The organism is Litorivivens sp. (assembly GCF_057445395.1).
Map to the genome: position 1 here is coordinate 114,285 of NZ_JBVBUV010000001.1, position 22,309 is coordinate 136,593.

General features: G+C 54.4%; 19 protein-coding genes. 13 read left to right on the forward strand and 6 right to left on the reverse strand.

The genetic code is table 11. The annotated features are described in order from the left end of the window. Positions 1-94: 94 nt before the first annotated feature. Complete coding sequence (locus tag AC222A_RS00450) at positions 95-1,342, forward strand: MFS transporter (protein WP_372747493.1); 1,248 nt, start codon at positions 95-97, stop codon at positions 1,340-1,342. Here AC222A_RS00450 and AC222A_RS00455 read toward each other — a convergent pair. Together AC222A_RS00455 and AC222A_RS00460 are read right to left on the reverse strand one after the other, a co-directional pair. Next, positions 1,290-2,570: a cytochrome b/b6 domain-containing protein gene (locus AC222A_RS00455; protein WP_486774540.1), complete on the reverse strand. Its 1,281-nt coding sequence runs from the start codon at positions 2,568-2,570 to the stop codon at positions 1,290-1,292. The two genes, AC222A_RS00450 and AC222A_RS00455, sit on opposite strands and share 53 nt — an antisense overlap. 21 nt (positions 2,571-2,591) lie before the next feature. Further along, positions 2,592-3,299, reverse strand: a complete 708-nt coding sequence (locus AC222A_RS00460; protein WP_372780764.1) for a YceI family protein — start codon at positions 3,297-3,299, stop codon at positions 2,592-2,594. Between the two features lie 236 nt (positions 3,300-3,535). Here AC222A_RS00460 and AC222A_RS00465 point away from each other — a divergent pair, with 236 nt between their 5' ends. Together AC222A_RS00465 and AC222A_RS00470 are read left to right on the forward strand one after the other, a co-directional pair. Then, the gene (locus AC222A_RS00465) at positions 3,536-4,213 is read left to right on the forward strand and encodes a TetR/AcrR family transcriptional regulator (protein WP_372749022.1); all 678 of its coding nucleotides are present in this window, start codon (positions 3,536-3,538) and stop codon (positions 4,211-4,213) included. 58 nt (positions 4,214-4,271) lie between these two features. Continuing rightward, positions 4,272-5,579, forward strand: coding sequence for a spinster family MFS transporter (locus AC222A_RS00470; protein ID WP_372749021.1), 1,308 nt, complete (start codon positions 4,272-4,274; stop codon positions 5,577-5,579). On the opposite strand, the gene AC222A_RS00475 is transcribed toward AC222A_RS00470, so the two are convergent. Beyond that, a complete protein-coding gene (locus AC222A_RS00475) occupies positions 5,580-6,365 on the reverse strand; it encodes an SDR family NAD(P)-dependent oxidoreductase (RefSeq protein WP_486774541.1) in 786 nt (261 codons plus the stop codon). It lies immediately after the preceding gene. Positions 6,366-6,579: 214 nt separating this feature from the next. Between AC222A_RS00475 and AC222A_RS00480 the strand changes: the two genes are divergently transcribed. Then, on the forward strand, positions 6,580-7,344 hold the full coding sequence (locus AC222A_RS00480; RefSeq protein WP_372749020.1) for an SDR family NAD(P)-dependent oxidoreductase: 765 nt from the start codon (positions 6,580-6,582) through the stop codon (positions 7,342-7,344). A gap of 90 nt (positions 7,345-7,434) precedes the next feature. On the opposite strand, the gene AC222A_RS00485 is transcribed toward AC222A_RS00480, so the two are convergent. Together AC222A_RS00485 and AC222A_RS00490 are read right to left on the reverse strand one after the other, a co-directional pair. Next, on the reverse strand, positions 7,435-8,274 hold the full coding sequence (locus AC222A_RS00485) for a TauD/TfdA dioxygenase family protein (protein ID WP_372764766.1): 840 nt from the start codon (positions 8,272-8,274) through the stop codon (positions 7,435-7,437). Between the two features lie 35 nt (positions 8,275-8,309). Continuing rightward, positions 8,310-9,686, reverse strand: a complete 1,377-nt coding sequence (locus AC222A_RS00490) for an aromatic ring-hydroxylating oxygenase subunit alpha (RefSeq protein ID WP_372810410.1) — start codon at positions 9,684-9,686, stop codon at positions 8,310-8,312. A 369-nt stretch (positions 9,687-10,055) separates the two neighbouring features. Between AC222A_RS00490 and AC222A_RS00495 the strand changes: the two genes are divergently transcribed. The 9 genes from AC222A_RS00495 (at position 10,056) to AC222A_RS00535 (ending at position 21,154) form a co-directional block, all read left to right on the forward strand. Continuing rightward, entirely contained in the window at positions 10,056-11,651 is a 1,596-nt protein-coding gene (locus AC222A_RS00495) for an SMP-30/gluconolactonase/LRE family protein (protein WP_486774542.1), read from the forward strand. Positions 11,652-11,678: 27 nt separating this feature from the next. Beyond that, on the forward strand, positions 11,679-12,842 hold the full coding sequence (locus AC222A_RS00500) for an FAS1-like dehydratase domain-containing protein (protein ID WP_372764087.1): 1,164 nt from the start codon (positions 11,679-11,681) through the stop codon (positions 12,840-12,842). An 82-nt stretch (positions 12,843-12,924) separates the two neighbouring features. Beyond that, positions 12,925-13,836 (forward strand): SDR family NAD(P)-dependent oxidoreductase, encoded by a 912-nt coding sequence (locus AC222A_RS00505; protein ID WP_372749231.1) that lies wholly within the window; start codon positions 12,925-12,927, stop codon positions 13,834-13,836. A gap of 181 nt (positions 13,837-14,017) precedes the next feature. Continuing rightward, positions 14,018-15,586, forward strand: coding sequence for an acetate--CoA ligase (locus AC222A_RS00510; RefSeq protein ID WP_372759369.1), 1,569 nt, complete (start codon positions 14,018-14,020; stop codon positions 15,584-15,586). 15 nt (positions 15,587-15,601) lie between these two features. Then, the gene (locus tag AC222A_RS00515) at positions 15,602-16,729 is read left to right on the forward strand and encodes an FAS1-like dehydratase domain-containing protein (protein ID WP_372747708.1); all 1,128 of its coding nucleotides are present in this window, start codon (positions 15,602-15,604) and stop codon (positions 16,727-16,729) included. A 127-nt stretch (positions 16,730-16,856) separates the two neighbouring features. Continuing rightward, on the forward strand, positions 16,857-18,065 hold the full coding sequence (locus AC222A_RS00520) for a CaiB/BaiF CoA transferase family protein (protein WP_486774543.1): 1,209 nt from the start codon (positions 16,857-16,859) through the stop codon (positions 18,063-18,065). Positions 18,066-18,092: 27 nt separating this feature from the next. Beyond that, positions 18,093-19,004, forward strand: a complete 912-nt coding sequence (locus tag AC222A_RS00525; protein WP_372747706.1) for an SDR family NAD(P)-dependent oxidoreductase — start codon at positions 18,093-18,095, stop codon at positions 19,002-19,004. A gap of 36 nt (positions 19,005-19,040) precedes the next feature. Beyond that, a complete protein-coding gene (locus AC222A_RS00530; protein WP_486774544.1) occupies positions 19,041-20,744 on the forward strand; it encodes a class I adenylate-forming enzyme family protein in 1,704 nt (567 codons plus the stop codon). Next, on the forward strand, positions 20,741-21,154 hold the full coding sequence (locus AC222A_RS00535; protein ID WP_372747704.1) for a PaaI family thioesterase: 414 nt from the start codon (positions 20,741-20,743) through the stop codon (positions 21,152-21,154). Before AC222A_RS00530 ends, AC222A_RS00535 begins: the two co-directional genes overlap by 4 nt. 61 nt (positions 21,155-21,215) lie before the next feature. Here AC222A_RS00535 and AC222A_RS00540 read toward each other — a convergent pair whose 3' ends face one another. Further along, entirely contained in the window at positions 21,216-22,265 is a 1,050-nt protein-coding gene (locus AC222A_RS00540; protein WP_372747703.1) for an NAD(P)H-dependent amine dehydrogenase family protein, read from the reverse strand. Positions 22,266-22,309 lie beyond the last annotated feature (44 nt).

A 22,309-nucleotide genomic window follows, 5' to 3' on the forward strand; every position in this document is an offset into this window, starting at 1 on the left:
CAGGGTTGTCTTATTAAAGGGCAAGGATGCTATCGTATCACTTTTGTTAATTCAACGGCCTGGCGCGCTGGGGTCGAGAGAGTGAGGGGCTGGTGTGAACAATTTGCAGGGAATCTACCGTGGTTGGTACCAGGTTGCGGCGGTTTTTGTATTGCAGATGTTGTGTTTGGCTAGCGTGTATACCGCATACAGTGTTATCGCCTTGCCGATCGGTCGGGAGTTTGGTGCCAGCGCCATGGTTCAGGTTCTCGGTGTGACTGTGACTACGTTGAGTGCGGGTTTGCTCAGTCCCGTGCTGGGTGTTGCGGTTGACCGCCTGCCATTGAAATGGCTAATGAGTGGCTCCGCACTGTGGTTCTGTAGCGGTTTTTTCGCGATGTCCTGGACATCGGCCATGTGGCAAGTATTGCTGGTTTATGCGGTTTTCATGGCGCCGGCAACGGTCTTATTGGGCTCGATGGCCAGCGCTGGCCTGTTGTCTCGTTGGTTCAATCATCAGCGTGCCCGGGCACTGGGCGTGGCGGCGACCGGTGTGGCCGTTGGTGGTTTGTTGCTGCCCCCGTTGTTGCAGTGGTTGATTGAGCTCTTTCAGTGGCGAGTGGGGCTGCGGTATTACGGTGCTGCGCTCGCGCTAGTAATGCTTCCCGTAGCCTGGGGCCTGATAAAAGGGCAGCCTTCAGCTGCTGAACTTGCTCAAGAACCAGGCGTTGATGAGCACCATGATCCGAAGCACCGCACGCAGCCGAAGGCGCTCAATTTACGCGACAGTAGTTTCTGGCTGTTGGCCATATCGTTAGGGTTTATTTTCTGCGGTCCCATTGCGCTCACCAGTAACATGCTGCCGTTGTTGGTGAGTAAAGGCATCGACGCCAGCACTGGGGTGTTTGTTTTATCGTTGGTGGCGATAGCCAACTTTGCGGGCAAAGTGTTGGTGGCCTGGCGCGGTGACAGAGTGCCCCATCATTATGCGTTGTCCGCTATTCTGGCCACTCTGGGCTTGGCAGCGTGGGTGTTTGTAGAGGCACAAAGTTTTGCGGGCTTTGCACTGGCGGGGATGATGGTAGGGGTATCGGCGGGCGGCACCGCACCTTTGTGGAGTCTTACGCTGTCACGATTGTATGGTAGCACTCAGGTCGGCCGTGCGATGGGGATGATGCGATTGGCGATAATGCCCTTCACGCTCAGCGCGGTGCCCTTGCTTGGCTGGGTGTTTGATCGAACCGGTAGTTATGATTCTGGCTTTACTGCATATGTTGGCTTGGCCGCGCTGGGTAGTATATTCATTTTATTTACTGGTCGCCGTCATGCTGCCGCGACCATTGCGCCTCTACCAAGATCTTGATATCGCGTGATACCCACTCGCCGCTGGGATCTGATTCCATGCCCATGGGGATATTGGCCCGATCAATGGTCAGTTCACCAGAAATACGTACAGAGTCATTGTTGATGCGCAGTGTTAATGGTTCAAGTATGAGTGCCTGACCCTTGATGGTCAGCACGCCGTGAAGATCAAAATCGCCGTTGTCGCGTGCGGTAATTGCCGTGCTCTGAAAGGTGGCGAAGGGGTGTGTGCTCACGTCGAACCACTCTGTCTCAGGGAGCGTACGGTCATGCAGGGCCACGCCATCGCTGGCCGAGCCCGTATCGACCACGACCAGCACAGTGCCAGCGTCTGGGTTGTTGAGCGGCAGATGCAGCTTGCTTACCCAGTTTCCGAATCTGCCGGTAAAAGGGCGTCCGGCGTGGCTGCCACTGAAACCAATGTAGCTTTTTTCGGTGATTAGCTGCCAGCTGCTGGTGAGTGCCAGCGACGCCGTCGTGGTTGAGTCTTGCAGGCGCTGAAGCTGCTGTTCAATGGCTGGCGCGGTTTGGTTTTGCGGCGGTCTTTCAAGGGCAGTTGCAATGAATGCGACACTGACCGCCAGCACGAGCAGAGCTCTTGTAGCACCGGCCCAGCCGTTGCTGGGCAGGGTGGATTTGTCTGCCGACGACAGTGCCGGAATCATACGGGCCAGTATATCGTCCCGTAGCATAAGGTGGTGTCGGAAGGCGGCAGCTACGTGTAGAACCAGCAGCAGGATAAAAACCGAGCTCAGTATTTCGTGGGCTTGCAGGGTCGTACCGGCAATGGCTTGTCGAGCAGTATCGTCTTGGGTGTTGAGGGCGAGTAAATGAGGAACCTCGAACAAACCAAACCACAGTGTGGGCACGGTCATCGGGGCATCACCACGCCATTGAGTCGACACGTACAGCCAGCCGCTCAGTGGTAGACCGAGCATAAGTGCGTAGAACAAGCCGTGTGTTGCGCTTGCAGCGAAGCGCTCCCAGGGTGGAGTGTGTGGCGGTAAAGCCGGCGCCGGGTGCAGCAGTCGCCAGCTGAGACGCAACAGGCTCAATGCCAGCACACTCAGACCGATGGATTTGTGCCACTGAAAAGCGTTTGTGGCAGTGTTGCGGCTTGCGCTGTCGTTTAGCGCGTCGCCCATCCACCAGCCGAGCCCCAGATTGATGATAATCAGCGCCGCGATCAGCCAGTGAAAAGCTATCGCGACGCGGTTGTAGCGCACCACGGTTACTGGGTTCCTGTCAGTTTACGATGCCGGCTTTTCAACAACCTGATGCAGTTCGCCTTCAAATAGGACCGTTACAGTGTCACTGATCAGGGGCGGGTTGGTCAGATGTGTCATGCCAAATTTGGAGCGCTCAAAGGTGCCGCTGACGGAAAAGCCCAGAGCACCGAAGCCAAAGAAAGGGTGCTGTGCAACCTGGCCAACCAGTTCTGCGGTGAGGGTCACCGGGTGCGTTTGACCAAGCAGTGTGAGCTTGCCGTCAATCTTCAATTTGCCATCACCGGTTGGTGTGATGCTGGTGGACTGATAGGTAATTTGAGGGTGTTCTTGTACATTCAGAAATTTGGGGCTTTGGCTCAGGTCTTCTTCCCAGCTTTTGTAAGGCGATTGTTTGTGGGTTGCCACGTAGTCGCCGTCGTAATCTGTTGCAATAGAGCTCGGGTCTATTTCCACTCGCAGTGACGAAGCGGCCAGGTTGTCTGGTTGAATGTCGGCGCTTACCTCGAAGTCAGTAAAACGCATGACATAATTTGACAGTCCAATATGCGTGACGCTGAAGTTGAGGCTGGAGTGGTAAGGGTCATTCTTGTATTGACCTGCCGGTACCACCAGGCGGAGAGGTTCTGCTTCTGCTGAGGCTTGTGGTGCTGGCTCGCTCGACTTTGAGCAACCTGTCAGGCTGACGACTGCCACGATCAGTGCAATCGGTAATAGGTGCAGTTTGTGCATTCTGGTTTCCTTATTCATGTTATTGCCCGTCAATCTTTGGGTTGTGTTTGCCAATTAATTCGACAGGTTAGTGTGCTCAAAGAGCTGTTTGCTGGCAACTGTCGAGTGATGAATTGTGACCTGAGCGAATGTCTAAATGATGATTGTTTAGACAACACTGTGTTGACTAAACGGCACGAGGTGCGGACAATCCACAAGTGCTAATCAACAGCGATGATAACTGAGGGGGTAAACCTATGGCGCGACGACGTGACAAAGCTGCAACGCGGGAAGCAATTCTGGAGGCTGCCCGTACAGTCCTGTCATCGGATGGCCCCGATGCGCTGAGTTTAACGAAAGTCGCGAACCTTGCGGGTATAAACCGTGGTACAGCGTACCAGCATTTTGAAACTCGGGAGGAGCTGATTAAGGCGACGGTCGAATGGGTCAGTAACCACCTTTCCACCACGATTTTTGGCGAAGTTGGGGTTGATGAGTCCGGGCACTGGGAGGGCGGTGCGAGTGACCGCCCCCTCTATGAAGTCGTCGAGGGTCTGGTGGATTTTGCGGTGGATAATCCGGCCCTTTGTCGTATATGGCTCTTTGAAGTGCTGGCGGCTGACAATCCGGGCGAAGACCGCTTTTTCCGCCAATTTAAGGAGTCTACTCGTGAGATGGCCGAAAGTGAGATTGCCCAGGAAGGCATAGACCCCGAAGCCTTGTCGGTGCTTATGCTGGCTGGTTACTTCTTGTGGCCGGTATGGGTGGATTCACATGCCAAAACAAAAAAAGAACGGGAAAACATGAAAACCCGCATGCGTCGCGAAGTGTTGCGTCTGTGTTTGTTCGGTGTGGTCAAGACAGACAGCAATCAGCATATTCTCGACAATGTGCGAGAACGTGAAAAAGCGCGCACCGGTAAAGCGTGGGATTAATTCGCCGATGCCCGCCACGTCGGGCATCCAACACACGATAATAAGAGTTTATATAGCGATGTCTAAATCGACCGCTCCAACCGATGACAGCGTTCAGTTCAGCACGGGTTATTCAAACTATGTGCTCGCGGTGCTGTTTATTGTTTATGTTGTTAACTTTATTGACCGTCAGGTTCTCTCGGTTTTCATAGGACCTATCAAGGAGGAATTTGGCGCCTCGGATACGCAGATGGGGTTGCTGGTCGGGTTTGCCTTTGCCCTGTTGTATACCATTGCGGGTATCCCCATTGCCCGCTGGGCAGACAAGGGTAGTCGGCGCAATATCATTGCGATCGGTTTGACTGTGTGGAGCGCCTTTACGGTGCTATCAGGGTTTGCAAAAAGTTTTGGTCAGCTCGCCATCGCCAGGGTTGGTGTGGGTATTGGTGAGGCTGCGGGCTCGCCCCCGGCACATTCGCTCATTGCTGACTATTTTCCGGTTAGCAAACGCGGCACTGCACTTGCCATATACGCTGCCGGAGCCTTTGTTGGCGGCGCCATCGCATTTTTGTGCGGTGGCTATTTACGTGAGTTTTTTGATTGGCGAACGGCGTTTATCGTGGTGGGCGCGCCGGGTCTGTTGATCGCACTGCTAGTTCGTTTCACCGTAAAAGAGCCGCCGCGTGGATACTCCGAACAACGCACTGGCGAGAACGCGAGCTCCACGCTTAAGGAAACGCTGGTTTTTTTGTGCGGTAGCAAGGCCTGGGTGTTTATGATGGCGGGCTATTCATTATTGTCATTAACCGGTTATGCGATTCTGATGTGGGGCTTTGAGTTCCTGGCCCGTATCCACGGCATGAACCCCATCAGCACCGGGCAGCTAATGGGTATTGTTATCGGTGTCGGGGGTAGTTTGGGGGCATTGATTGGCGGGCGCCTGGTAGACAAGATGAGTCTGATCAAAGTTTCCCGTGCGGTCAGTGTACCAGCCTTGATTACACTGGCTGGGTTGCCCGTGGGGGCGGTCTTTTTAATGTCGCAGACACAGACCATGGCAATGTGGACCTTTCTGCCATTTTTCCTGATGCTCAATATCTATATTCCGGCGATGTTCAGTACCAATCAAAATCTGGCCAAGCTGGATATGCGGGCAACCGCTTCAGCGATTATGCTGTTTATTGTGAATATCGTAGGGGCCGGCGCCGGGCCGCTACTGGTTGGAGCGCTGAGCGATGTTTTTGCCGCGGAGCACGGCATTGAATCGATTCGCTACGCTCTGCTGTGTGCTGTTGGTTTGGGCGTGATCGGTGCATTGCTGCTGTTGTATTGCAGTCGCTATCTCGAGGAGGATCTAAAGCGCGCCCATAGCGCAGCGGTCGAGTAGCTACTGACCAAACACCATTTTCTCACTGAAATAGCTGATCAACATCAATCGCCGCTTGCGCCAGGAAGCGCGTAGGCCAAACCGTTGTCCCCAGTTGTAGATGGGGCCAGCAGAGAGCTTGGCCAATCCAGTGGCGGCGACAGCCTCAGGTGCGGCCAGATTCTTAGGCGGTTTTTTGCCTTTCTCTTCCAATAATTGATGAAAAGCGGGTGTGTCTGTGGTGGTGAGTACCAGATGTAATACGTCGACATTGTGGGGCTTGAGTTCCGCCCATAAAGACTCGGTGAAGCATAACTGAAACGCTTTGACTCCGGTGTATGTCGCCATATAGGCGCCCCCGCCGTAGCAGGCCCCGGAGCCTACGATCAAAATCCCGCCGCGCTTTTTTACCCGCATTTCGCTGGCAAAATAATGCACACACGCCAGTGGCGTAACAACGTTTAGCATCGTCAGTTGCTGCCAATTGTCGATTGTTTTGTCGAGAAAGTGCGCGCCATTAGGATCGGCGCCGGCGTTGCAGACCAATAGGCCAATATGGCGTTCACCGCATGCCTGTTTGATTTTGTCGACGGCATTGGGTTGGCTCAGGTCTGTGCTGGCGACGATGCAGTCAACGCCAAACTCCGCACGAATTTCATCAGCAAGGGCCTGTAGCGGCTGCTGCCTTCGTGCCACAAGAACACTCGGTAAGCCTTGCGCTGCGAGTTGCCTGGCGAACGCTCGGCCAGTGCCCTCGGAAGCGCCCATAATTAATGCCCAGGGCCCATACTTTTCTGCGAATGTCATAGCGGTGCTCGGTTTTTTTCGTTCATGGTGGTGGCAAAGTGTAGCCTTTGTGATTGTGACAGTAGAGGTGAAATGATGTCGAAAGGTGGACACAGCGAGCCGTTGGTTGCTTCTCGCAGGTAATCAACACAGGTGTTTAAATATCTTCAATTTGCCAGCGTCACGCGGTACAGTGGGCGTAGCGAATTGACTGCAGAAACGGGGTGACAGAATTATGCAGGTTGCAATTATTACAGGTGCTGGTGGCGGCATTGGTTTTGCGACAGCGCAAAAATTGTATGACATGGGCATTGCAATTGTCGGTGTAGGGCGCGATCGGGAAAAGCTGAAAAAGCTGGAAGCGGCGCTGGGAAATGATACTGAGCGAGTAGCCACTGTGTCGGTGGATATTGCGGCCGAAGACGGGCCTCAGACAATTGTTAAGCTGGCTGTTGAACGGTTCGGGCGGATAGACTACCTGATCAACAATGCGGGTATCGGTAGCCCGAAGCCCTTACATGAAACAGACGATGAAACCCTTGATCGTTTTCTGGGAATCATGCTGCGCGCGCCATTTCGCCTGGCGCGGGATGTAATTCCTCACATGAAGCCGGGCTCGGCCATTATCAATGTTACCTCCACCTTTGCGGTGGTGGGTGGTCGACGTGGTGGGGCCTATTCCGCTTCTAAAGGCGGGCTGCAATCTCTCACGCTGCATATTGCCTGCGAATATGGCGCGCAGGGTATACGCGCCAACTGCGTGGCGCCGGGCGTGACGGCGACGGATATGGTGCGTGAGCGGATGAATGATCCGGGTTTTGTGCGAATGAACGTGGATATGACGCCGTACCCGCGATTGGGGGAAGCTGAGGATATCGCGAGCACCATTGCATTCTTGTGTTCCAAGGGCGGCGAATACATCAATGGACAGACGATCGTTGTCGATGGCGGATGGTCGTCCACTAAATATCTATCGCCGGAAGCGATGGCTGCTAAGTAATCCAGTCCGACCGAGTCGTCTTCTTGGAAAGCTAGCGACAACTAAAAACGCCAGGCTATGCGCCTGGCGTTTTTGTGTCTTGCTTAACTATTAAGCCGCTTCAAAGGACTCCTCGCCCTTAAGCTTGGTACGCAGCATCATGCGCCCTGAGTTGGGGTCATAGGGCGTTGCCCGGTGCATGGTGCCGGTGTTATCCCACATTACGGTGTCGCCTACGGTCCAGGTGTGGCTGTAGGTGAATTGCTCCTGTGTGGCCCATTCACGCAAGCGTACCAGTAGTTGGGTGCTTTCCATGTGATCCATGTCCAGCACGTGGTGTGCTGTGGCACCTATCACCAGCGATTTTCGGCCAGAGGCGTGTTTCCAGACCAGCGGTAAGTTGTTTTCGCCGATACGCATCATTTCCTGAACTTTTTGCAGCGGCGGCTCTGGGTCGTAGTAGAACAGTGTCGCCCATGCCGAGTGGCTCACGCGCAGTTTTTCGATGGCTTTTTTATCGTCATCGGATAGAGCGTCGTAGGCAGCGTAGGTGTTGCAAAATTCGGTATTGCCTCCTTCTTTCGACAGCACTCGGCCGCTGAGAATAGATGCAAAGACGGGTACTTTGCTCATGGTGCCATCGATGTGCCAGTACATGGAACCTTTTAGGTAGTCCGCTTTGACATTGGCGCTGCTATCAAGCGTCACCTTGTAAAGCAGCTCGCCGTCCATTTCGGGTGCCATGGTGCCCAGCGTTTCGGTAAAGGCCACCTGTTCTTCTTCGGTGAAGTCGATTTTCGGAAATACGAGTACGCCTCGCTGTTCAATCAGTTCGCGAATATCTGCAGCGAACTCGCCGCTGAGCAGCTGAGCTTTACTGAGGCCGATCTTGCTGCCGATATGATCTTTCAGGTTGGTGGCTTTAAGCTTTTCATGCAAGGCTGTAGTCATGGTGTCGATCCTGTGTGCGGTGTTACAAAACGGGTTTAGTCTTTGATGTATCTGTCGATTTCCTGATGCATATTCAGGATGATCTTTTCATAGTAATCCGCCAACCAAATTTGCTTTGCGCCCTGGGTATGGAGGCCTTTCTGAATGCGTGGAATATTCGCGAAATCCTGTCGTGGGATCTGCAGAAACTGTGCGGGATCATGTACGTCTGTCATTTTCTGCACTTCAGCGCGTTTGGGTTTTTCGGCGGCTGGCAATGTTTTGGTGGAATAGATTTCGAAGATGCAGGAGTTTGGATCAAAGCCATTGGGGCGAACCCGGTAAATCATGGCATTGCCGGCCTGGGGCAGAATCATGAGATTGGGGAAGATAAAAATTTCTCCACCCCATTGCGCTAATACCTGCGGTTCGGGTTTGGGCATGGGACGCTGCTGTTTGGCCGCCGTTTCGTAAAGTGCTTTCATATATTCCGCACCGAGCGACGAACCCTCTGGAATGGGTTTTCCTTTTAGTGAGCGCACTAACGCTACATCTTCAGCCAGTACCATGGCATCCATGCCTTCGACCAGCAAGTTGAGTCGGTCAGCCATTAGATCTACTGGATCGCCTTCAACGCGGACGTGACCGGCCATGGGGGTTTTTTCGCCACCAAGAAAGCGACCGTGGCCGTGTTCAAAGGTTTCGTATAGGTGGTCCAGATGGCTGTAGTGTGGTGGTGGCGTGGCGACATCGTCGCCAAAGATGAAGTCGGCGCCTTCCTTCTCCAATTGTGGGTGCGTTGCGGGAACGTGGTAGCCCTCGAGGAAGGCTTCTACGGCGACTTTCCAGTTGGCCGGTACTTCAACAGATTTCCACCAGTAGTGATGCATGTCGCCGATGGCGAGATCTTCAGTAAGTTGTTTGACTGGTGCGATGAAATCGGCAAACGAGCTGGGGTTTTTTCCTGGGTAGATAAAAACGAAACCGGCCCAGATCTCAACCGGTACCTCTTTCAGGGCAACGTCTTCATCTTTGAGGTTGCCGTCTCTGAACTGTTGGCGCTCCAGTACGTACTGGTTTTTGCCGGCTAGATCCCAGCGCCAGCCGTGGAAAGGGCAAATGATTCGACATTTTTCAAAGCTGCCCGCATCTTCGGCCAGGGCGGTGCCACGATGTGGGCAGGCATTGTGATAGGCCTTGACGGTGTTCTCGTCGACCCGTACCACCATGATGGAGTGATGGCCTATATCGTAGACGGTGTAGTCGCCAGTTTCGGGAATTTCATCCAAGCGTGCCGCAGCTTGCCAGGTGTTGCTCCACAGACGTTCGTGCTCGAGGCGGGCAAATTCAGGGTCGGTGTAGCGGCCGCTGCGAATGCCATGCTCCAGCGTTTTCCAGGATTCTGGCCAGTTGTCTGATGCAATCTTGTTCATAGTTTTCGCCTTTGCCTTGGTTCTGATTTCGCGTTGAGCGTGACAGGCGTTAGTTGTCCGTCTTGTGCATGCTCAAGCATACCGTCGACGCATCATGGCTTCAATATTATATTTTTCAATTGTCCGTACAAATATGTCTTTAATGCCAGTAAGCGCTATAAAACATGATTTAATTGTTAAATTAAATAAAAAATAGATATGGACATATTTTATCATTTGATGAACAGTGTTGATTATTATTAATATTGACACGCTTTGGCTAGTCTAGGCGAGTCCGGAATGGATTTTTCCGTCGGCGGGAGGACGGCTGCGGCTGTTGAGCCGCGCTTTGTCACTTGGGTCAGGCAAGAAAATACAAGAGGGTAGGTTATGTCATTACACGCGACCCGCTATCCCGGTGGGGTAAATCCTGATATTGCACCGGGCTGGCAGCTTGAGCGTTTACTGCAGCCCAGCAGACTCTATGGCGCCAACGGCCTCCGTACGGGTGCTGACGGTCGACTATACGTTGCGCAGGTGTCTGGTAGTCAGATCAGCGCGATCGATGTGGATACAGGGCTGGTGGAAAGCATCAGCCCAATGGGCGGTGACATTGTGGCGCCCGACGACCTCGCCTTTGACGCTGCTGGCAATCTGTTTGCTACGGAGATCACCGAAGGTCGCGTCAGTATGCTATCGCCAAGTGGCCAGAGTCGTGTTGTTTGCGGGGATATGCCGTGTGCCAACCCGATCACGATATATAACGGCCGCCTGTTTGCGGGGGAGTGTCGTCCCGAGGGCCGCATTATGGAGCTGGATCTGAATGGTGCACCACCGCGCATTATTCTGGAAAACGTGCCGATGCCTAATGCGATGGAAGTGGGGCCGGACGGCAAACTGTATTTTCCGGTGATGGGGGTCAATGAAATCTGGCGAGTAAACCTGGATGGCGGGCAACCCGAAGTAGTTGCCACCGAGCTGGGTGTGCCGGATGCCGTCAAGTTTGACGCAGATGGATTTATTGTCAGTACCCAGGTGGGCAGTGGTCAGGTATTGCGTATTAACCTTGCGACCGGAGAGCGCGAAGTATTGGCGACAATCGCGCCGGGGCTGGATAACCTGAGTTTTATTGGCAAGCGGTTGTTTGTATCGAGCATTTCCGGGCAGGTTAACGAAATTCTCGGCGGTGGAAAATTGCGCTCGGTTATTCCCGACGGCATGCAATTTCCGCTCGGGCTGGCGGTGAACGAGGATGGCAATCTGTTTATTGCCGATGGCGGCTTCACCTACACGATGACGCCCGGCGGTGAGCCACAGGTTGCAGGTATGCTTTTTTCACCGGGTTTTCCAGGTTATACCCGAGGCGTTGCAGCATCAGCTCCTGGTGAGTACGTCGTGACGACGGCCAATGGTCAGATTGCACGGTGGCAACCGGCAGGGCAGCGCAGCGACATTCTGGCAGAGGGTTTCGACCGGCTTTATGGCGTGGCGCTGGCTGGCGATACGGTATTTGCGGCAGATGCGGGCAGTGGGCGTCTGCTGGCTGTGCGCAACGGCGAAGTGTCTACGTTGGCCCAGGATCTTAAAGAACCGATGGGCGTTGCCGTGCACGACGACGCCGTGCTGGTCGCTGAAGAAAAGGCCGGTCGCGTGGTGAAAGTGGTCGGTAAGCGGGTTGAAACCGTGCTTGATGGTCTGCGTCAGCCGCAGGGAATACTGGTGCTGGGAGACCTGCTCTACATTGTTGATGTAGGTGCAAAATCTTTGATCGAACTAAACCTGTCCAGCGGCGCGCAGCGAACGCTGGCGCAGAATCTGCCGGTGGGTGCCCCCGATGGTGTGGTACCCAAATTCCTGCAGGCGATTCCCCCTCTCTCCGGGCCAATGGGCCCTTTTGCAGGGATTGCAGCTGGCGCAGATGGAACCCTTTACCTTTCAGGCGATGCGGACGGCAGCGTTATTGCGTTGCGCCCGATTGTGTCCTGACCCGATTATTTTTTTTGGAGTAGCACTATGACGAAGCATACCCTCGATACATCTGATCTCGATGCACTGATGGGCAAGCCGATTGCGCCAGCGCGGATGAAAGAACCCTTGCACAACAATGATTTTCGTCGCTGGGTGCAGGCGATGCACTACCCGAACCTGCTGCACTACGATCACGACTTCGCAGCAGAAGGACGCTACGGCAAGCTGGTGGCACCGCAGTCTTTTGCGGTGGCAACCGATGACGGCCACGGTGCCGGCCCGGCTTGCGTCGGCAAAATTCCGGATTCTCACCTGATATTTGGCGGTGACGAGTGGTGGTTCTACGGCCCGCGCATTTTCGGTGGCGACGAAATTACTAACGAAAAAGTGCCCTTGGATTACAGCATTAAAGAAACAAGCTTTGCCGGCCCCACCTGTTTCCAGCGTGGTGACAACAACTACTACAACCAGGACGGGGACTTCATAGCGAAACAGCGCTCCACTGCCATTCGTTACAGCCGCGAGGCAGCGGTGGAAATGGGTGCGATGGAGCCGACTGAAGACCCGATCTGGACCCCGGAGCAGTTGGAAGATATCCAGTCGAAGAAATACGAATACATCAAGATGATGCACGACCTGGGGCATGGCAAGCGCTACTGGGACGACGTAAATGTTGGTGACGAGCTTCCCGTTCGTATTATCGGACCACACAGTATTGCCAGCTTCACCACTGAATGGCGCGCCTATCTGTTTACGATCTGGGGCGGCACCCATCGTCCCGGTATGGACATGGAGGCAATGGGCTTTACCGCAGAGTTTGCCGGCCATGAAAATGACCCGGTAATGGAGCGGGATAACCCTGAGCTGACTGATGGCGCCTATTTTGGTCCCTCGCGCGGCCATCTATTCCCGGAGTGGGCACACCGCATTGGTATGTCTCGCGCATACGGCTACGGCGCCTCGATGGGGGCTTGGGTGCTGGATTATCTGGCGGGATGGGCCGGCGAGTGGGGGCAGGTTGTCCACAGTAAAGCAGCGTACCGAGGCCCGGCATTTACGGGAGATATCACGGTTCTGTCTGCCAAAGTGGTTGACAAGAAAGTCGATGAAGAGGGCCGCAATATCATTCAGGTTGAATGCAAAATGGCTACGCAGACGGATTCGGTCATGGCCACGGCCACCGCAGAGATTGAGCTGCCGACGAAGTAAGGTCGCGAAGCTGGTTGGGGCGGCGGTTGTCTATCGCTGCCCCTTTTTGTTTTAGGCGGATAAAAGATTACGGAGAGCGGTCATGTCAGATTTGCAATTCGGTGGGCGCGTAGCGGTGATTACCGGCGCGGGTAGGGGGCTCGGGCGCGCTTATGCGCTCTTGCTTGCTGCGCAGGGCGCACGTGTCGTGGTTAACGATCCGGGCAGCAGTCTGCAGGGCGACGGCATGGATGTTGGGCCGGCTCAGTCTGTGGTTGACGAGATTGTGGCCAGCGGCGGGCAAGCTGTCGCCAATACTGATTCGGTCGCCACGCCCGAGGGAGGAAAAAATATTGTCGACGCGGCGATCCAGGCCTATGGGCAGATCGATATTCTGATTCACAACGCCGGTATTGTGCGACCCGCGTCTCTGCGCGATATGACATATCAGGATTTTAACGATGTGCTTGATGTGCATTTGCACGGCGCTTTTAACGTGGTTAAGCCAGCGTTTCCTTTAATGTGCGATGCAGGCTTTGGTCGAATAGTGCTTACCGGTTCTATCGGCGGTCTCTATGGCAATCACAAGCAGGCCAATTATGGCGTAGCCAAAGCCGGCATGATCGGGCTTTCCAATGTGGTTGCGCTGGAAGGTGATGAGCACAACGTAAAGTGCAATTTGATTATCCCGGGGGCGGTCACCCGGATGGCGGAAGGTATTGATACCTCTGCCTACCCACCCATGGAGCCAGAACTGGTGGCGCCGGTTGTCGGTTGGCTCAGCCATGACAGCTGTACTATCACCGGAGAAATGTTGGTATCCATCGCTGGCCGAGTGGCGCGCACTGCAATCGCCGAAAGTCGGGGGGTTTATCAACCTGCCTGGACCATGGCGGAGGTGGGCGAGCGCATCGATGAAATTCGCGATACCGCTGAGCCGCTTGTGTTTCCGGTGGTGCCTTCGGCCCACGTAGATCATATTCGCTACAGTTTTGCGATGGCATCGAAAGGTTAACGGTGCTGGATGTTTGCGGGCTGTGGCAGCGCGGGTACGGCGCCGGAGCATCCAGCGCTATTCAATATATAAAAGTTAATTCAGTATTTGAAATGCCGGAGGGTGTGTGGCATTGTATACATCAACAACGCTGTTGATTAGCGGCGACTATGTATCGTTCTACTGAGCTACCGGTGAAACAATGGCCAAACTGACTGACTACACCTCCTACGCTGATGCACAGGCCCACGCCAGTTCATCAGCACTTTGGGAGTTGTTTGATGGTGACCGCGAGCACCTGAATATTGCCCACGAGTGCATGACCCGCCACGCAGATGGCAGCGGTCGCACCGCCGTTCGAATAGCCCATGCGGACGGGGCAGATGAGATCCTGAGTTTTGACGAAATTGCTGCGCGCTCTGCGCAGTTTGCCCATTGGCTGGTGGAAAAAGGCATCCAGCCGGGCGATCGAATAGCTTTTATGCTTGAGCCCTCGCTGCCCTTTTATACCAGTCTGTTTGGCGCAATGATGACTGGCGCCATCTCGGTACCGCTGTTTACCCTGTTTGGGCTGGATGGCCTTCGTCTGCGCGTGGATGACTGCAAACCAAAATTGCTGGTTACCAACGATGACAAATCAGATATTGCCCATCAGGTTGACGGGCTCGATATCGTAGTTGCCAACGACAATCTGCTTAATGAAATCAGCCAGTACCCAACGGTCTTTGAAACCCGCACCAAGGCCTCCGATCTTGCGGTATTTCAATACACTTCCGGCACTACTCGCGAGTTACCGGCGGCAGTAAAGCATACCCATAAGTCACTGGTTACCCTGATGTTCGCGGCGCTCTATGGCACTGGTATTCGGCCGGGCGATGAGTACTTCTGTCCTTCGTCGCCCGCGTGGGGGCACGGTCTTTGGCACGGCACACTTGCACCGTTAGCTTTGGGTGTTACCACCGGTACTTTCGCGGGTCGCTTTGACGCAGTGCGTCTAATGAAGGCATTGCAGGATTACAAGATCACCAATATGTCTGCGGCAGCCACCCACTACCGAATGATGAAAAACTCCGGCAAGGGTGATGACTTTAGCTTCGCGATCAACAAGCTTTCTTTCACGGGAGAACCTTGCGATCCGGGCACCCTGGAATTTATTGACGAAACCTTCAAGGTGCCGGCCTGCAGTATGTATGGCACTACCGAAATCGGCGTAGTGCTGGTCAATTTCCCCGGCGCTCAGGACTACGATGTAAAGCCCGGTTCGCTAGGGAAGCCTATTCCCGGCCTGAAGCTGCAGGTGCAGCGCAGCGACGGCACAGAAACGGATGCCGATGAAGTAGGCGAATTGATGCTCTGGAAGCGCGACCACTGGGAGACAACCAAAGATCTGGCCCGTCGCGACCAAGACGGCTATCTCTACCACTGCGGGCGTGCCGATGACGTGATCATTTCTGCCGGTTGGACCATGAGTGCCGTCGAAATTGAAAACACCATGCTCAAACACGATGCGGTGGATGAAGTTGCGGTTATTGGCGTACCTGATGAAACCCGTGGCCAAGTAGTAAAAGCGTTTGTTGTCGGCAAGCAGCAAGGCAGCGACGCATTGATTAAAGAGCTGCAGGAATTTACCCGGAGCCGCCTGGCCCAGCATGAATTCCCGCGCATTGTTGAATTTGTGAGTGAACTTCCCAAAACGCCGGCAGGCAAAGTTCACCGCAAGATCTTGCGTGACCGCGAAACAGCGAAAGCTGCAGCGGCCGCCGGCGTTTAAACTTAGGAGAGGAAAATGGCAGAGAACAAATTCCCCAAAATCACCGAAGAAGGTCTGGAATCCCTTCGCAAGCGTATCGGTGTAAAAATTGAAAATACGATCGAGCCTTGGAACTACGAAGCTACTCGAGACGCGATCCGTCATTACGCCCACGGTATTGGTGATGACAACCCGCTGTGGTGTGATCCCGAGTATGCCAAGAACACCAAGTACGGTGAACTTGTTGCGCTGCCCAGCTTTATGTTTACCACCAGCCGTATTATTTCTGGTTACTGCGGTGGTCTGTCTGGCGTGCATGCCATGTGGGCGGGTGCAGACTGGAACTGGCACAAGCCGGTAATGCGTAACGATTCCATTCGCACAGAAGCCTACCTGAAAGATCTGGTAGAGCATCAGACTAAGTTTGCGGGTCGTTCGTTCCAGCAGATTTACCATGTTGATTTTTACAACCAGCATGGTGATCTGGTAGCCGACGCCGATAGCTGGGTCTTTCGAACCGACCGCGACGAAGCGCGAGAGCGTGGTACTAAATACACTGACGTAAAAGGCAAGGTTGAACCGCATACGGATGAGCAGCTGGCTCAGTGGAGCAAGCTTTACGATCAGGAAGAAATTCGCGGCGCAACCCCCCGCTATTGGGAAGATGTGCAGGAAGGCGAAGAATTGCCTACCATGATGAAAGGTCCCATGACAGTGACCGGCTTTATCTGTTACGCGCAGGGTTGGGGTGGTCTGTATATTCGGGCCAACAAGCTGGCTTACAAAATGCAGCAGAAGCATCCCGGTACGGGCATCAAGAACCGCTTCAATGTGCCGGATTGCCCTGAGCGTGTTCACTGGGATGAAGACTTTGCTCTGCAGGTTGGTGCACCCGGCGCCTATGATTATGGCCCCGAGCGAACTTCCTGGTTGACTCACCATTGCACGAACTGGATGGGGGACGACGGGTTCCTGACCAAACATAAAAGCCAGATCCGCCGTCATAACCCCGATGGTGATGTGATCTTTATTAAGGGGCAGGTGACACGCAAGTTCCAGGAGAACGGCAAGTGCTTTGTGGAAATCAGCCAGCGTGCTGAAACACATCGTGGCGAGCTGTCTGCCACCGGTGCTGCCATTGTTGAGCTGCCATCCAAAGGCTGATCAGCGCCCGCTCGCAAGAGCGGGTTTATAGAATTTACAGGGATGGTTCCTTACGGGGAGCCGTCCTTTTTTGCCATCTGTGGTGGTGAGATTTCCCCCGTACAGAGAAGTACGGTAAAGGACGATAATGACAACAGAACGTGGCTGGGCTGGCCCCTTACAAGATGTCCGTGTACTGGATCTGACTCGGGTTCTGGCTGGCCCTTCGGCGTCGTTGGCGTTGGCCGATCTCGGTGCAGAGGTGATCAAAGTAGAGCCCCCGGGCAGCGGTGATGAAACCCGCACATTTCCGCCTTTTCGCGACGGTGAAAGCCACTACTACCTCGCTATCAATCGCGGCAAAAAAAGTATTGTTATCGACCTGAAAACCGAAGAGGGCGTACAGCTGGTCAAAGATTTGGCGGCCAAGTGCGACATCCTGATTGAAAACTATCGGCCCGGTGTAATGGATCGCCTGGGATTGAGTTATGAGGTCTTGTCCGCGATCAACCCCGGTCTGATTTACTGTGCGATTTCCGGTTTTGGGCAAGATGGCCCGTTGCGGGATCGTCCTTCTTTTGACATTGTTTTGCAGGCTATGTCCGGTGCCATGAGTGTCAATGGTGAACCGGGTGGATTGCCCACCAAACTCGGTATTCCACTGGGTGATCTGATCGGGGGTATCAATGGCCCGATTGCGATTCTCGGTGCCTTGCACGAACGCAATACTACCGGTAAAGGTCGACTTATTGATATTAGTCTGATGGACGGCATGATGGGTATGCTGGGCTATCTGGCTCAGCTCGCATTTTTTACCGGCGAAGATCCCAAGCCGGTCGGATCTCAGCACCCTAACCTGGTACCTTATGGCGCGTTTCCCGCAAGTGATGGATCAATCATCGTTGCGTGTTTGACCAATAACTTCTGGGGGCGCATATGCAAGGCTATAGCCCAGCCTGAGCTGGAAAACGACGGGCGCTTTAACACCATCGAAAAGCGGCGCAATGCACGCGAAGATGTTAACGCGATTGTGGCGTCCTTTACCGAACAACACACGGTAGATGCACTGGTCGAATTGTTTACCGAGCATCAGGTGCCGCACGCACCGATTCTGGGGATTACCGAAGCTCTGAATCAGCCGCAGGCGAAAGCCCGCAATATGGTGGTCGAGACAGATCACAAAACCCTGGGCACCATACCCATCGTTAACCGTCCGATCAAATACCCCGGTGCGGATCAGGCTATTCCCAGCGCGCCGCCTGTGTTGGGGCAAAATACCAATGAGGTATTGGCGGACATATTGAATTTGGATGAGGCTCGCATTGGGGAGCTTCGCAGCCGAAATATCGTAGGCTGACACTCCTATTATAAAAAGGAGAACAACATGACAGAACTGAGATTTAATAACCGCGTTGCCGTCATCACAGGTGCCGGTCGCGGTCTCGGCCGCGCCTATGCACTTTTGCTTGCTTCGCGCGGCGCTAAAGTGGTTATCAATGACCCCGGTGTCAGCATGGAAGGCGACAGCACTGAGGAAGGCCCGGCGGATGCGGTGGTCAGTGAAATCAAAGCGGCGGGCGGTGAAGCGGTGGCCAATACCGATTCCGTTGCCACACCGGAAGGTGGGCAGGCCATCGTGCAGTCCGCCCTCGATACCTTTGGCCGTATTGATATCCTGATTCATAATGCCGGTATCGTGCGCCGTTCGCCTATCGAAGAGATGAGCGTAGAAGATTTCGAATCGGTTCTGGACGTTCACCTGCGCGGTGGCTTTCATGTATTGAAGCCGGCTTTTTCCGCGATGAAAAAAGCCGGTTACGGCAGAATCGTGATGACCGGTTCGATCAATGGTCTCTACGGCAATGCCGGTGTGATGAACTACAGTGTGGCCAAGGGCGGGTTGATCGCCATGTCGAATGTAGCGGCGCTGGAGGGTGCGGACTATGGGATCAAGAGCAACGTGATACTGCCCGCAGCGGTAACGCGTATGTCGGCCGGTGTGGACACCAGCGCTTTCCCGCCGATGGATCCGGATCTGGTTGCGCCCACTGTTGGTTGGTTGGCTCACGAATCCTGTTCTGTCAGTGGCGAAATGCTGTCATCGGCAGCCGGACGTATTGCACGTGCATTCCCGGCAGAATCGCCCGGTGTGTATCAGCCAAGTTGGACCATAGAACAGGTGGGTGAGCGTATTGAAGCGATTCGTAACGCGGATCAGCCGCTGGTGTTTGCTCCTGTGCCGAGCGGTCATATGGATCATTTGCGCTATAGCTTTGCCATGGCATCCAAGAAGTAAATCGATTCGACATAAGGCAGACTGACAGGAATTATCATGACGCAACTGGCAGAAATCGTGGGTAACCAATCCCTGGTCAAAGGCATTCCGCTCAGTGAAGAGGAGGGCGTCGGCGCCCTGACACTGGGTAGTTTTTTGAAGGAAGTCTCCACGCGTTACGCAGACCGTGAAGCTGCGGTAATGCGCACGGGAGATTCTGCACAGCGCTGGTCCTATCAGGATCTGTGGAATGATTCTGTGCGACTTGCTAGAGCACTGGTCGCCAAAGGCGTCACTAAAGGTACGCGGGTCGGCATTCTCGCGACCAACCGCTACGAGTTTCTGACAAGCACATTCGGTACGGCACTGGCGGGTGGCGTGGCCACAACCATGAATACTTTTTCAACGGCTGCGGAACTGGAAATCCTACTGGAATCTTCGGCCTGCTCTGTGTTGTTGTTCGAGCGCAAAGTACTTAAGAAAGATTTCGCCGATATTCTGATTGAGCTGGAACCGCAGTTGAAAAGCTGCGCGCCCGGGGAACTGCGTTCTAGAAAATTCCCGTTTCTGCGCCATTTGTCGATGATGGACAGCGAAAGTGGTGAGGGCGGTATTGAAGGTTGGGAAGCCTTTCAGGCCTGCGCCGACGAAACGCCGATGGCCCTAATCGACAGTATTCTGGAAAATGTGGTGCCGGCCGATCCGGGTGTATTGTTTTTCTCGTCAGGATCTACGGGGAAGCCGAAAGGCATCCTCAGCGCCCATCGTGGTGTGTGTCTGCAAATGTGGCGCTGGCGCCAGTGGCTGCAGTTTGGCGACGACGTGCGCAGTTGGTCAGCCAACGGCTTTTTCTTCTCCGGTAACTTTGCATGGGCCTTGGGCAGCACCTTGTCCGCTGGCGGCAGCATGATTTTGCAGCCAACCTTTCAGGCCGAAGAAGCCTTGTCGCTGATCGAACAGGAAAAGGTTACTTTTATTGCCGCGTGGCCGCACCAGTGGGCGCAGCTGACTGATGCCAAAAACTGGAACGATGTCGATCTCTCATCTCTGGTGTATATCGATAAGAACTCGCCAGTCGCAGCACATCCTACGGTGAATTCCAACTGGGTGGATGCTCAGAAGGCCTACGGCAATACCGAAACGTTTACCATCAGCTCCATGTTTCCAGCCAATACGCCGGATGACATCGCAGCGGGCACCCACGGCATTCCAGTGGCAGGCAATACCTTCAAGATCGTTGACCCGCTCACTGGTGAGATTAAACCCATCGGCGAGAGTGGTGAAATTGCCGTGAAGGGCCCCACCCTGATGCTGAACTACATCGGAATCCCGATGGATGATGTGCTCGACGATGAAGGTTTTTTTCGTACGGGTGACGGCGGCTTTTTCGACGAGCGCGGCCGTCTGCATTGGGAAGGTCGCATTAACGACATTATCAAAACAGGTGGTGCCAATGTGTCTCCGGTCGAGATAGATATCGTACTGGCGAAGTGTCCCGGTGTGAAAGTTACCAAAACGGTCGGCGTACCCGACGAATTACTGGGCGAAATCGTGGTGTCTTGTATTGTGCCGGTGGATGGCGCGGAGATTACCGAAGATCAGGTACGCAACTTCGCCAAGGAAAAATTGGCCGCCTTTAAAGTACCGCGTCGCGTGCTGTTCTTTGCCGAAGACGAGCTGGAAATGACCGGTAGCGCCAAAGTTAAGGCCAAGGAGCTGATTGAGCAGGCCGTGCAGCGCTTGGCGGCAGAAAAAACGTGAGTCAGGAGCTGACAGTACCCGAGGGCTGGAAACGACGCGAGATGAAGGGTATTCCAGCCTCGATGGAAGCCCTGTGTACCCGCAAGACTGAGCAGGGCTTTCAGTATGCACTGCAGGTCGATGAACGCCACGCGAACGCGCAGGGTATGTTGCATGGCGGTGTGTTGATGAGCTTTCTCGATCACGGCATGTCGCTGATCATCTGGGAGGCAACTGATCGCGCATTCTGTTCAACCGTCCATCTGGACAGCCACTTTCTGGCTGCCGTAAGGCCCCCGGCCTTTATAGTGCTGGATGCTGAAATACTGCGCCAGGGGCAAAAGCTGGTGTTTGCTCGGGGAACCCTTAGCGTTGAGGGTGAGGCGGTGATGGAAGCGACCGGGGTTTGGAGTGTGACGCGGCCCAAGTAAGGTGCAAGTAGTCGGCAAAGATTCGCGAGCAGACTGGTATTGCTGCCCACTCGCGAAGTCATTAGCCGAGTCGCGCTATCACTTGCGGCAACTCTGCAGTGGTTTTTACGCCGGGGCTGGCGGCACACACCGCTTCGATAGCATTCACCGCGCGGTGCGCGGTATATCCACCCATCTGCTCGGCCACCGGCTCATCGGTGCGGGGCATGTTGAGTCGAACATCCAGCGGCGTGTCGCCTTCGACATTGACTCGCCAACCGGTATCACCCAGCTCCCATTCGCGATCCAGCTCGGTCGCACAGTACCAGTTGGCGCGCAGTTGTATCAGTGGCTTGCCGTTGCGTATGCCGGCGATGGTAATACGCTGGGCAGCAACCGTGCCCGGCTCGATATACGCATCTTCTGCAATTTTAATACGCGACGTGGCGTTTGCAGTCTCGCCAAAAGCTTTCACCTCGTCTATCTCAAGTCCCAAGGCCACGGAGGTGGAGGTAAGCGATTGCTCAAAACCTTCAGCCATATGCTGGAGCATACCCTGGTCAAACTCGCCGGTGGCTTCACGGCCATAGCCCATTACATCAAATACCATTTCAGGTGAGCAGGATTCGGGAATGTAGGCGTATTCGTCGATCGTAACGCAGTCTACGCGTCGTGCTAGCGAGGTCAGTACTACCGGAATCGCTTCGGTAATAAAGCCCGGGCTGGAGCCGGTGGCGTGCAGGCTGCTATTACCTTTTTGACAGGCGGCCAAAACGCGCTCGCGAAACTCAGGGCGCATCTTCGGCGCATAGAAAAATTCATTGCGAGTGGTGACGATATTGATACCTGCTTCGAGTAGACGGCAGATGTCATCCAGATTGGCGCCTTCCTGCATATAGAGCACGCAATCGGGTTTCAATGCGACTACATCGTCGATGGAGCGGGTGGCTTTAATACCGGTTGCCGGCAGTCCGATAAGCTCGCCGGCGTCTTTGCCTTCTTTGGCTGCGCTGTGTACATAGAGACCGACCAACTCTAGATGGGGATGCTGAATGACCGCGCGCATGGCCCGTGAACCAACCTTGCCGGTGGCCCATTGAACAACGCGCAGTGTGGAATTCTGGCTGCTCATAGGATGTCCTCGCCGTGAAATTTATTATTGAACAGTGCTGTTGG